Source organism: Vibrio sp. 10N.222.49.C12, from assembly GCF_041475025.1.
Classification (GTDB): domain Bacteria; phylum Pseudomonadota; class Gammaproteobacteria; order Enterobacterales; family Vibrionaceae; genus Vibrio; species Vibrio crassostreae_C.
In genome coordinates this window covers 65,702-77,534 of sequence record NZ_JBFRVF010000014.1, presented here as the reverse complement: position 1 = coordinate 77,534, position 11,833 = coordinate 65,702, and the positions used below count along the sequence as shown (strand labels likewise).

Below are 11,833 nucleotides of genomic sequence, written 5' to 3'. Positions count from 1 at the left end.
TGGAAGACCGTGACCAGAATCAAATAGCTAGGAGAGCGAATGACACAACTCAAACAAGAAATCACGCTTATTTCAGGAATCGGACAACTCTCGACGACCTTGCTAGGCACTGGATTATTTATGATCCCTGCGATCGCAGCAGGCATTGCAGGACAGTTGTCTCTTCTCGCTTGGTTAATCCTGTTTATCGCTATTTGCCCGATTGCACTGACCTTCGCATCATTAGGAAAACGCTACCCGAATGCAGGTGGTACTGCCTATTTTGTGCGCCAGGCGTTTAGCGAGCGATTAGAAACAAGCGTGGCGTGGTTGTTTGTGAGTGTTATTCCTGTCGGTATTCCAGCGGCCATTGCACTGGCTGGTGGTTTTGCTCAACAATTGTTACCCGCACCTCTCGATACACCACTTGGTGCTCAATCCTTTACCGTCGCCCTGCTTATTGCCGTCAATTTGATGGGCAGTAAATCTTCTGGCCGACTGCAAACCGTGATCGCATTGTCGATTTTTGCCTTAGTCAGCGCTTTTGTTTGGAAAGCCGACATCACGGCAACCGATGTTGCTCTTCCTGCCATCTCATCCAATTCAATGTGGTCTATCGGCGCTGCTTTAGCTGTCATGTTTTGGTGCTTTGTCGGAATAGAAGCTTTTGCTCACATGGGAGAGGAATTCAAAAATCCACAACGTGACTTCCCAATCGCCATCATTGCAGGCTGTTTTGTTGCGGGGCTAGTGTACTGGGCTTGTTCAGTAGTGATTCTTAAGCTGGGTGCTTTCGGTTCATCTGAATTCGATGCCGCATCCATCCCTTGGGTAACAGAACAACTGTTTGGTAATGGCTTCAAAACCGTCATCAGCGTGCTGGGGTTCTTTGCTTGCTTTGCCAGCCTAAACCTTTACACACAAAGCCTGTCTCGGATGATCTGGGCTCAGGCCCGCCAACACAGCCCTGCAAGTCGAATGGCTCAACTGAACAGCCGCGGCGTACCGCTCTACCCAACGTTAGCAATTGGCTTTGTCGTGCTTATTTCGTGTGTGATTGGTGAGCTGTCTAATTTAGACCTTGAGTTCTTTCTCAAGCTCGCCAACGGTATTTTTGTTCTGGTTTATCTGCTCGCAATGTTAGCCGCTTGCCGATTACTAACAGGCGCATCTAGATACACTGCCATGCTTTCATTGGTCACCTGTACCTTGGTGTTTATCTGTTTAAGTTGGTCGATGCTCTATGCTGTGACTGTTTTTGTGACATTGTCACTCCCTTGGCGGAAGTGGCTAGGTAAAGGTAAACCCACCGTCTCTATCGACAAGTTGTAACTCGATAAATGATGAATCGACAAGCTGTAAACGATACCTACCAATATCACTGATAAAAAAGCCGAGCGATCTGTTTGATCTTCGGCTTTATCTCAGCCAGACGGATATTTCCAAACCCTAGCACCGCCCCACTCCAATCACGAGCATCACTCGAACCGTACTCATAAAAATCAAACGGACGAATGATGATATTTTGAAGATCAGCTCGTCGGCTCCACTCATGTTCAGATATACCTTGATACCACTTCACGGTCACATGTAGCCCTGCCGCCTGACTGATCACTTCAAGATCACCGTTAAACTCGCTTTCAATCGCTTCTATCATCGCTTCATACTTGACTTTGTATGACCGACGCATCTTTCTAATATGACGCAGCAAGTCGCCTTCTCGAACAAAATCCGCCAAAGCTTCCTGTGTGTGGGACGCCGTGTCTCCAGTGAGCGCGTCTTTGATCTCAAGACACTTCGCCACCAGACTTTCTGGCACCACTAAGTAACCTAAGCGGAGTCCGTTGAACATGACTTTACTCAGCGAACCAACATAAATGATTCGTTCATCAAACCCGAGTTTACCCGCTAAGCCTTGCATACTGGTATAAGGGCGATGAGCAAACTGGAACTCACTGTCATAGTCATCTTCAATGATCCATGACTGATGTTGATTGGCCCAATCGATCAGTTTAAGGCGCTGCTCAGTATTTAAAGTCGTGCCCATTGGGTATTGGTTACTCGGTGTGACATACAGAGCCTTAGCATTACTGGCCAACACTTTCTCAATATCCAACCCCACCTTTTCACGCACACTTACACCTTCTAACTCTAGTCTCAACAGATCGATAATTTTATGTACTTGTCGATAACCGGGTTCCTCCACGAGGATTTTGTCGCCCATCGCTAACGTTGCCATTAATCCGATTGAGATGGCTTGCTGCGCACCTGCGGTGATGATGATTCTGTCGGCATTACAATGAACGGAACGACTGCTTGCAAGATACCCACTCAACGCTTCCCTCAAGGCTGAGCTTCCCTGAACCTCTTGATTGCCCGCAATGTTCTGACGTGTAGAGTGACGTTGCAGCAACCTCTGCCATTTCGCAAAAGGGAACGTATCTAAGTCAGGAACTCCTGGGGCAAAGCTGCGGTTAATGTCGTTAGGTGTCGCTATGTTTGTACTCGGTTTACTGACTGTTTGTTTGACCTTCGGATCCTGAACACTGTTTGGCTTAGACAAACTTAGAAAGTGTTCTGGTTGTTCAACCGAGACATAAAACCCTGAGCCTTGCTTACTCTCGATATAGCCTTCAGTAACCAGTTGTTCGTACGCATAAATCACCGTATTTCGACTCACCGATAACTCGACAGCCAACTTACGTGTTGAAGGTAACTTACTGCCCTTGCTCCATAAATCTTGAACGATCTTCTCTCTGATCGCGTGGAACAAGGCGGTTTGACGCGTGCCGTGTTGTTCGTCTAACTGTAGATCACCGACATCGATAGGCTGCATAACTGGATCCAAATAGTGTTTAAAAGTGGCTCTATTTAATAGACCAGTTAATCGCTACATTAATCAAAAGGCAATGATTAAGGAGCGATTATGTTATCTAACACGAAAAGAACCACGATTAAAAAAGGGGCTCACAAAGCCGTATTTGAACAAGAGAAACTGCACCAAATTATTGATGAGAGCTTAATCGCACACATTGCATTGCAGGGCGAACAAGGACCAATGGTCATCCCGATGCTCGCGTGGCGAGTGGGTGATATAGTCTACATTCATGGAGCTAAAAACAGTCGCCTACTAAAAGGACTAAAAAAGGGAGAACCAACCTGTTTAACGTTCACCTTGTTCGATGGTTGGGTGCTGGCTCGTTCGGCATTTCATCATAGTGCGCATTATCGTTCTGCTGTGGTATTGGGGTCATTTTCAGTCATCGATGACAATCAAGAAAAGGATCGCTTGTTGAATATCTTTATTGAGCAAATCGCACCGGGCAGAACCGATGAAGTGAGGCTCAGTAATGAAAAAGAACTCACTGCGACCGAGTTGTTGGCGATACCTTTAACAGAAGCTTCCGTGAAGATTGGTAAACATGGAGTGAATGATGATAAAGCCGATATGGACATTCCAGTTTGGGCTGGCGTATTACCCTATAGAACTGTTGTTGGGCCGTTAAAAACCGTTCCAGAACAAGAAGGCATCATTGAAACACCAGATTACCAACAAGCTTATGGTGAACGCTGGTATCAGAATTAACACTCGAAGATGGTGAACTTGATAAAATTGTATACAATCTGAATTACAAAAATTTAACATGACTCAATAATGTAATCAGACGATGAAAACGAACAAGGATATTCTGCCGTTTCAAGGCTTGCTCAATGGCATTGGGCAAGTCTATTTCACACCGTCTATCATTACGTCGACTTTGCTGTTGCTTGCCATTTCTATTGAGTCACTGGCGCTGGCTTTTCTTACCTTACTTGGCGCCAGTTGCAGCTATGCATTAGCTTTCTATGGCTATATGTACACCAACACCAACAAGTCAGTTGACGACATTGATAGTGGAATGTACGCGCTAAATGGCGCTTTGATTGGTTTATTTATCGGTAACTTTTTTGGTGTGACACCATTATTGGCTTTAGTGACTGCGTTAGGTGCATTACTCACGGTGCCGATTGCCCACATCGTATTCAGTTTTGAGAAATATCGCGGTTACACTAGCGCCTTTATCCTCACCACTTGGCTGATTTATATTATCCAATCAACCTTTGAGCTGTCAGCGTTTTCTGCACCTGATTCCGCACTGATGCCACTCATCAGTATTGAGGCTAACTCGTGGTTCAACCTGCCGACAGTGGTGATCCCGTTGTTAAAAGGGATAAGCCAAGTCAGCTTCATCGAAAATGCGTTGTCGGGGCTCGTTATCTTAGTCGCCATCGCACTCAACAATATCAAGCATGCCATTTGGGTTATGCTCGCAGTAATAATTAGCACCGTATTTAGCGGGTTGATTGGCGCTTCTAACGAACTGGTAGCCCAAGGTCTTTACGGGTACAACGCCATTCTTGCCACTTTAGCACTTGTGCCCTATCCGCGAATCCGTTGGCCGTTAATCCTATTAGGCATGCTGTTAAGCTGTCTCATCACACTTGGTTTTCATGAACTGTCACTGTTACCACTCACCGCCCCTTTCATTTTGAGTACTTGGGGGATGGTTTACTTGTCCAGCCTGATCCATAAACGAACCATAAGTTAGCTCTGAATAGTTACAGGCCAGTTTTTAGGCGCTCAACATATTGCTTGGGTGTCAAACCTCGATGTTTCTTAAACATCCGATTAAAGCTCGCGACATTGGTATAGCCGAGCCTCGTCGCGACTTTATCTATTGGCACTGAATACATCAACAACTCCACCGCCACATTACTTAACGCATAGCCCATAATGGTAGAAAAGTTGATGCCTAAGTTATGCAATCGACGTTGAAATTTCTGTTCAGATAACCCAAGCAAACTCGACACTTTATGCAGTGTTGGCAGGCCGAAATGGCGACTGTAATTGATCATCTCATAGGTCACCTTATGCTCATCCGCGGCATCAGGCATGTTGAGGTAATTATCTAAGTCATGAAAGTTCATTGCCAAGCTCATCTTGCCGCTAGAAGGGGCTTGATTGCTCGATAACCTCGACTGGCTTGGTATCCAGATTTCAGTTCGTGGCTGGCCCCACTGAATATTGCACCCAAAATACTCTTGATAGAGTTGAGTGTTCTCGCGATAACCTGCGATAGAGACGGCTGCGGGAGTAAAGTCGTCTCCCAAGTAACGCCTTAATATCTTCATCATAAAGATGGCAACTCGAATTGAGTCATGAACTTTACCCACCTCAGTATAAGCAGGATTGTCGTAGCACCATTTGATGAAATTACCGACTTGAGCGCCATATAGAAAAGCCCCGGACTGCAAACAGTGCAACCCGATGTTAACTCGGCGTATAGACGACGCCAGATCGTGCCCCGAGAAAAACCAGTTAGAGAGAGGACCTAGCCTTTCAATATCCACTCTATCAGCCAGCTTCAAGATAATATCGGGAGGCTCAGTGGTTCAGTCTCCACATATTCAGCTGCGTCCCGATTCAACTAATGTGTCGGGAAAAACTTCCAAAGTCCACATCGACCCAAACCAGGATGTGACTGAAGGACAACTAATTTACGAAATTGATGACACTAAATATGTCATCGCAAGAGACAAAGCCAGCGTTCAACTTGAATCTGCAGAGGTCGCTTTAGACACAGCTCGTCAAGAAGTGAGCATTGCAAAAGTCAGCTATCAATCGGCGCTTGAAGACATCAAAGCTTCAGTCGCACAAATAGATTCGGCTAAAACAGACTTAGTACTGCAGTCAAAGACGCTTGATCGTTACCAGAAGCAAAACAAAGTGGTAGAACATACGATCACTGAAACTGACATCGACCAACAAACAGCAAAGGTAGACTTAGCGACGTATAACGTTACGACATTGGAATCTCAGCTTAGCAAGAAAGAAGTCGATGCCGAGAATGCGAAGTTGAACATCCACAAAGCTGAAACCAATGTGAGCAAGAAGCAAACTGAGGTCGATTCAGCAAAGGCAACACTGGCACAAGCACAATGGGACTTGAACAGCACCAAAGTCACGGCACCGACTGACGGCTTTGTAACGAACTTTATTCTTCGTGAAGGTCAGCGTGTTTCAATGATGCCTCGTATCCAGATGTATACCGAAGAGAAGTACGTGCTGATGCGAGTTAACCACCAAGCGATTCGTAATATTAAGGTCGGTCAACCTGCGGAATTTGCGACAGCGGTATACCCAGGAAAAGTGTTCTCTGCAACCGTAGAAGGCATTGTAGAAGCCACTGGTGAAGCGCAAGCAAGTTTGCTGGGTATCGATGAGCAGGTTCGTGTTACCACAGGCAAAAACCTTCAGAACAAGCACCACTTTGTTCGTTTAAAAATTGATGAGGCAGAGGGTTACGATATTCCTGTTGGCTCTGTCGGATTAGCGTGGGTAAGCGGTGAGAAGCCTATCAGCTTTATGGCGTTCCTAGACGTAATACGCGGGATCATCATTAGAATGAAGTCTCAACTGTACTTCTTCTACTCCATCTAATACTTCCTATTGGTGAAACAATACCCAAGCCCGTGCGCTCTTAGATCGCACGGGCTTTTTGTTTATTTCACCATTCGTCGCCAGAAAGAACACAAACCCAAAAAACGAATAAACACTCTAAAGTTGCAAATCGCAATTGCATTTTGCAATTGGGTATTTCAAAAACGCAAATTAAACGCTCAAATACGCACCAGATTGCTATAAAACTGCCGTTTTACGTGGTTTTAAAAGTTGGCACACTAACTGCAATGTATATATTGACCCTTCTTAAGCCGAGGGTCACCTAGCCAACTGACGTTGTTAGTGAACCTATTCTTGTTCACAAAATATATAGGCCAATTGCGATTATTGCGATTGGCTATTTTTTTGCCTGCAGTTTGGCCAACCGCCCTCTTTTTCGATACAGACACCCATTCAGACGTATAATAATAAGCATTCACAGCCAACCAAGAACAGCAGATAACCAACGCATTATAGAAAACGTTTTCTATTTGTTTTTTTTAAATAAAGACAGAAAATAACCCTATGTTTTACAAGATAATTACTGCAATAACTGGTTTTTATGGGCAATTATTGACAAAATTAGCATTGACTATGTGATTTATATCACCATAATGCGCAAGTTTGCCTGCAATACGGCGACCGTTAATTTTAATTTTGATCATTTGCGGAGGTAAAAAATGGCTGCTGATAATAACTACAGTCTAGGGCCGGTTCCTACATCGGCTAGGAAAGGAGTCGCTTCACTCACCATGGTAATGCTTGGACTCACTTTCTTCTCTGCAAGTATGTGGACAGGTGGTTCACTCGGGACAGGTCTTTCATTCAACGATTTCTTCCTCGCCGTTCTCATCGGTAACCTAATCCTCGGTATTTACACTTCTTTTCTTGGCTACATCGGCTCATCTACTGGCCTCTCTACCCACCTCCTTGCTCGTTTCTCTTTCGGTACTAAAGGCTCATGGCTTCCTTCTGCTTTACTTGGTGGTACACAAGTCGGTTGGTTTGGTGTGGGTGTTGCGATGTTTGCTATTCCAGTACAAAAAGCAACGGGCATTGATACCAACACCTTGATTATCGTATCTGGCTTATTGATGACGGGTACAGTGTACTTCGGCATTCAAGCGCTAATGGTGCTTTCAGCGATTGCAGTGCCTGCGATTGCGATTCTGGGTGGTTACTCAGTACTGACTGCGGTAGACAGTGTTGGTGGACTAGAGCAATTGCAACTTATTAAACCAGAGACGCCAATGGACTTTTCAATGGCTCTTGCAATGGTTGTAGGTTCGTTCGTAAGTGCGGGTACGTTAACGGCCGATTTCGTTCGCTTTGGTAAAAAGCCAGCAAGCGCAGTATTAATTACTATGGTTGCGTTCTTCATCGGTAACTCGCTGATGTTTATCTTCGGCGCAGCAGGAGCAGCAGCAACCGGTCAGGCTGATATTTCAGATGTGATGGTCGCGCAAGGTCTGCTGCTTCCAGCCATCATCGTGCTTGGCTTGAATATCTGGACAACCAATGAAAATGCACTTTATGCATCCGGTTTGGGTTTATCTAACATCACTGGTCGCTCAAGTACTACAATGTCAATCATTAACGGCATTATCGGTACGATTTTCGCACTTTGGTTATACAACAACTTCGTTGGTTGGTTAACCTTCCTTTCGCTGGCGATTCCACCAATTGGTGGCGTAATCATCGCCGACTTCTTCGCGAACCGTAAACGTTACAAAGATTTTGCAAATGCAGAGTTCCAAACCGTTAACTGGGCTGGCATTATCGCGGTAGCAACAGGTGTAGCCGCTGGTCACTTCCTACCTGGCGTTGTTCCTTTGAACGCAGTGTTAGGTGGTGCAATCAGTTACCTCGTGCTTAATCCTCTATTGAACAACAAAGCTCTGAAATCTCAGGCCGCTTAAGGACACACTATGACAACCTTATTAATCAAGAACGCGAAACTTCAAGACCAAGAAGGCTTGAAACAGATTCTGATTGAAAATGGTCAATTTTCTCGCATTCTCGATAATGGCGCGCAAATCAATCATCAAGGCGACATCCTTGATGCTGAAGGTGGCATTGCAGTTACTCCTTTCTGTGAACCGCACATCCACCTAGATACTACTCAAACTGCTGGTGAGCCTAACTGGAACATCTCTGGCACTTTGTTTGAAGGTATTGAGCGTTGGGCTGAGCGCAAAGAACTGCTATCAATCGAAGACGTAAAGTCTCGTGCCAAGCAAACACTGAAATGGCAGATAGCTAACGGTGTTCAACACGTTCGTACACACGTTGATGTGTCTGACCCAACACTCGTTGCGTTAAGAGCGATGGTTGAAGTTCGTGAAGAGATGAAAGAGTGGGTCGAAATCCAGATCGTTGCATTCCCTCAAGAAGGTATTCTTTCATACCCTAACGGCAAAGAGTTGCTTGAAGAAGCCGTGAAGATCGGCGCTGACGTTATCGGTGCTATCCCTCACTTCGAATTCACTCGTGAATACGGGGTTGAATCTTTGCATTATGTGTTCGAGCTTGCACGCAAGTACGACTGTCTGATCGACGTTCACTGTGATGAAATCGACGACGAACAGTCTCGCTTTGTGGAAACATTAGCAGCCCTTGCTCATAAGTTTGAAATGGGCGAGAAAGTAACTGCTAGCCACACCACTGCAATGGGTTCGTACAACAGTGCTTACACATCTCGCCTGTTCCGTCTATTGAAGATGTCAGGTATCAACTTCGTGGCAAACCCGCTAGTGAACATTCACTTACAGGGCCGTTTCGACGATTACCCGAAACGCCGCGGTGTAACGCGCGTTAAAGAGATGCTAGCAGCAGACATCAACGTTTGTTTTGGCCACGATGATGTGTTTGACCCATGGTACCCACTGGGCACAGCGAACATGCTTCAAGTTCTGCACATGGGACTGCATGTAACACAGGTTATGGGCTACGACCAAATCAACAACTCACTTGATTTGATCAGCAAGAACTCTGCTCGCACATTGAACATTCAAGACAACTTCGGTATCGAAGAAGGTAAGCCAGGTAGCTTGCTGATTCTTCCTGCTGACAATGGCTTTGATGCAGTACGCCGCCAAGTACCAGTGCAGTACTCAATACGCCACGGTAAGGTGATTGCAGAGACTCAACCAGCGAAAACAAAAATAAATTTAGATCAAACTGAAGATATCAACTTTAAGCGTTAATATCGTCTATACTAATGATCAAAAGGAAGCTGAGATGCTTCCTTTTGTTGTGTTGGACGAAGCGACAAAACTATCACTAAATCAGTGTAAATCTTGTACATTCGCACGGTATGACAAAAAAAGCACAAATTTCTTAAGCAATGCGTGTACATCTCAAAAGACTGTGTTAACATGCTCTCGCTCTGTTAGCCGGAGTTATTTAAGTTAGATGAATAGTAAAAAATTGACATGTAAAATCGTTACCCGTTTTTGTAAGTAGTTTTTCCTTATTTCTTAGCAATATTAAATAATTCAATTATCAGCGCATTGCATTAAATGCAATCAACAACTTAGAAAATTTATGAATAAGGGACAAATTATGTCTAACACAAATACTGGCACTGTAAAATGGTTTAACGAAGAGAAAGGTTTCGGTTTCATTTCTCAAGACAACGGCGGCGCTGACGTATTCGTACACTTCCGTGCAATCGTTTCTGAAGGCTTCAAAACTCTGAAAGAAGGCCAAAAGGTTTCTTTCGAAGTTGAAAACGGTCAAAAAGGCCTACAAGCAGCAAACGTTGTTGCTCAATAATTAGCTCTTATAGCTAAAAAGAATTTTAAAGCGCTGATTTTTATCGGCGCTTTTTTATGCCTGCTTATAAACATTTCCCCTCTCGATACAGGCTTTCCCCCGTAAACTCTGAACAAATGCAAATCACCAGCCAAGCGTCCTCAACCTAGACTTTCTCAGTTAAAGCTCAACGATCAATTTACGTCACTTTTTGTATGCACTTCCCTAGACAACACTTAATTCTCAGCAATCTTTTGATACTAACTCACGCTACGCCGAAAGTTTGATAAGCCCAAATATGGTTAAAGAACAATCCATTAGATTACACTTATGAATACGCAATCGATATTCATAATAAAAATGAGTTATTTATCCAACCCTCATCCACTAATCATATAATTTTTAAAGCAAAGACCTTCGAAATCCGCTAACCTTGTTCGCAAGTGGCTTAGTTGTTTTGGTATCTGCAGTAAAAATAATGAACAAAGACGAATTTCAGAAATCCACCGCAAATCTAAAAAAAGCGGTGCCTCTTATGATGAAGAACAGGGTGTCAACGACACCTGCAAATTACGCACTTTGGTACACCTATGTCGATAACGCTATTCCCCAGCTGACTCAAGACATGGATGGTGTTTTAGAACACTACGGTATTTGTCCTCCTGCCGTTGGTGAGCAGCTATACAACAATTATGTTGCCAGCAAATCCGAAACCAATATCAATGACCTTCGCGCTAATTTGGAACTGTTAGTTTCTGAAGTTTCCAATTCAATGAATGACACCCTGACCGACACCTCCGCTTTTTCTGACATGATCGATAAAAGCTTCGAGGACTTGGCTCGTGTTGATAATGAAAGCCTATCTATTGATGAAGTCATGTCCTTAGTTCGACAGCTGGTGTCTGAATCCCGTCATATTCGTCACTCTACTCAGTTTTTAAACTCTCAGCTAAACTCTGCAACCTCAGAGATCACCAAGCTAAAAACCCAGTTAGTAGAAGTTCAGAAAGATGCGCTTTTCGATAGTACAACCACACTCTATAACCGTCGCTCTTTCGACCGTGACATAGAAACCCTGTGTGAAGCACAACAATCTTTGTGTCTGATTCTTCTCGATATCGACCACTTTAAAAATTTCAACGACACCTATGGCCACTTGTTTGGCGATATGGTGCTTAAAGCGATCGCTCGCAAGCTGAAGTTAAGTTGCCGTGAAGGTATTTCTGCCTATCGATTTGGTGGTGAAGAGTTCGCGCTGATTGTGCCTAACAAGTCTTTGCGTATTGCTCGTCAACTCGCTGATACCAATCGTCGCTCTCTAGAAAAGCTGTCGATTAAAGATCGCCGCAGTGGTCAACAAGTCGGCAGTATCACTGCATCGTTTGGTGTCGCTGAACTTGAACCCGGCGAATCAGCTCAATCGCTGATTGAACGTGCTGATAAGCTACTTTATGAAGCGAAATCACTTGGCCGTAACCGAGTCATGCCTTTGTAAAACACACCAACAATGCTCTTATCGACATATTAGTCGGCTCGTATTGAGACTAGAAAGCCCCAAAGACATTATCTTCGGGGCTTTTTCTTTAGTTGTATAAATTACTTTAGCTAACTAGGATT

Annotated in this window: 9 protein-coding genes and 1 pseudogene; 8 read left to right on the top strand and 2 right to left on the bottom strand. The window is 44.4% G+C overall.

From position 1 onward, the window contains the following. The first annotated feature begins 39 nt into the window (after positions 1-39). Positions 40-1,311, top strand: a complete 1,272-nt coding sequence (gene yjeH, locus AB4583_RS04590; RefSeq protein ID WP_372116593.1) for an L-methionine/branched-chain amino acid transporter — start codon at positions 40-42, stop codon at positions 1,309-1,311. Positions 1,312-1,357: 46 nt separating this feature from the next. Here yjeH and AB4583_RS04585 read toward each other — a convergent pair whose 3' ends face one another. Continuing rightward, positions 1,358-2,815: a PLP-dependent aminotransferase family protein gene (locus AB4583_RS04585; protein WP_372116591.1), complete on the bottom strand. Its 1,458-nt coding sequence runs from the start codon at positions 2,813-2,815 to the stop codon at positions 1,358-1,360. A 90-nt stretch (positions 2,816-2,905) separates the two neighbouring features. Between AB4583_RS04585 and AB4583_RS04580 the strand changes: the two genes are divergently transcribed. Further along, positions 2,906-3,565: a pyridoxamine 5'-phosphate oxidase family protein gene (locus AB4583_RS04580; protein ID WP_372116590.1), complete on the top strand. Its 660-nt coding sequence runs from the start codon at positions 2,906-2,908 to the stop codon at positions 3,563-3,565. An 82-nt stretch (positions 3,566-3,647) separates the two neighbouring features. Beyond that, positions 3,648-4,568, top strand: coding sequence for an urea transporter (locus AB4583_RS04575; protein ID WP_372116588.1), 921 nt, complete (start codon positions 3,648-3,650; stop codon positions 4,566-4,568). Between the two features lie 10 nt (positions 4,569-4,578). Here AB4583_RS04575 and AB4583_RS04570 read toward each other — a convergent pair. Continuing rightward, positions 4,579-5,409, bottom strand: a pseudogene (locus tag AB4583_RS04570) (helix-turn-helix domain-containing protein); the annotation flags it as partial. Here AB4583_RS04570 and AB4583_RS04565 point away from each other — a divergent pair. The 5 genes from AB4583_RS04565 (at position 5,408) to AB4583_RS04545 (ending at position 11,711) form a co-directional block, all read left to right on the top strand. Beyond that, entirely contained in the window at positions 5,408-6,460 is a 1,053-nt protein-coding gene (locus AB4583_RS04565) for an HlyD family secretion protein (RefSeq protein WP_017070982.1), read from the top strand. The pseudogene AB4583_RS04570 and the gene AB4583_RS04565 overlap by 2 nt on opposite strands. A gap of 680 nt (positions 6,461-7,140) precedes the next feature. After that, a complete protein-coding gene (codB, locus tag AB4583_RS04560) occupies positions 7,141-8,379 on the top strand; it encodes a cytosine permease (protein WP_372116586.1) in 1,239 nt (412 codons plus the stop codon). Between the two features lie 9 nt (positions 8,380-8,388). Continuing rightward, a complete protein-coding gene (locus AB4583_RS04555; protein ID WP_372116585.1) occupies positions 8,389-9,666 on the top strand; it encodes a cytosine deaminase in 1,278 nt (425 codons plus the stop codon). 358 nt (positions 9,667-10,024) lie between these two features. Continuing rightward, positions 10,025-10,237 (top strand): cold-shock protein, encoded by a 213-nt coding sequence (locus tag AB4583_RS04550; RefSeq protein WP_004740083.1) that lies wholly within the window; start codon positions 10,025-10,027, stop codon positions 10,235-10,237. 457 nt (positions 10,238-10,694) lie between these two features. Beyond that, positions 10,695-11,711, top strand: a complete 1,017-nt coding sequence (locus AB4583_RS04545; RefSeq protein WP_017060611.1) for a GGDEF domain-containing protein — start codon at positions 10,695-10,697, stop codon at positions 11,709-11,711. Positions 11,712-11,833 lie beyond the last annotated feature (122 nt).

Excerpts from the sequence above, each read along its gene's own strand:
- yjeH (WP_372116593.1), top strand. The coding sequence starts at position 40 with ATGACACAACTCAAACAAGAAATCACGCTTATTTCAGGAATCGGACAA.
- AB4583_RS04585 (WP_372116591.1), bottom strand. The coding sequence starts at position 2,815 with ATGCAGCCTATCGATGTCGGTGATCTACAGTTAGACGAACAACACGGC.
- AB4583_RS04580 (WP_372116590.1), top strand. The coding sequence starts at position 2,906 with ATGTTATCTAACACGAAAAGAACCACGATTAAAAAAGGGGCTCACAAA.
- AB4583_RS04575 (WP_372116588.1), top strand. The coding sequence starts at position 3,648 with ATGAAAACGAACAAGGATATTCTGCCGTTTCAAGGCTTGCTCAATGGC.
- codB (WP_372116586.1), top strand. The coding sequence starts at position 7,141 with ATGGCTGCTGATAATAACTACAGTCTAGGGCCGGTTCCTACATCGGCT.
- AB4583_RS04555 (WP_372116585.1), top strand. The coding sequence starts at position 8,389 with ATGACAACCTTATTAATCAAGAACGCGAAACTTCAAGACCAAGAAGGC.
- AB4583_RS04550 (WP_004740083.1), top strand. The coding sequence starts at position 10,025 with ATGTCTAACACAAATACTGGCACTGTAAAATGGTTTAACGAAGAGAAA.
- AB4583_RS04545 (WP_017060611.1), top strand. The coding sequence starts at position 10,695 with ATGAACAAAGACGAATTTCAGAAATCCACCGCAAATCTAAAAAAAGCG.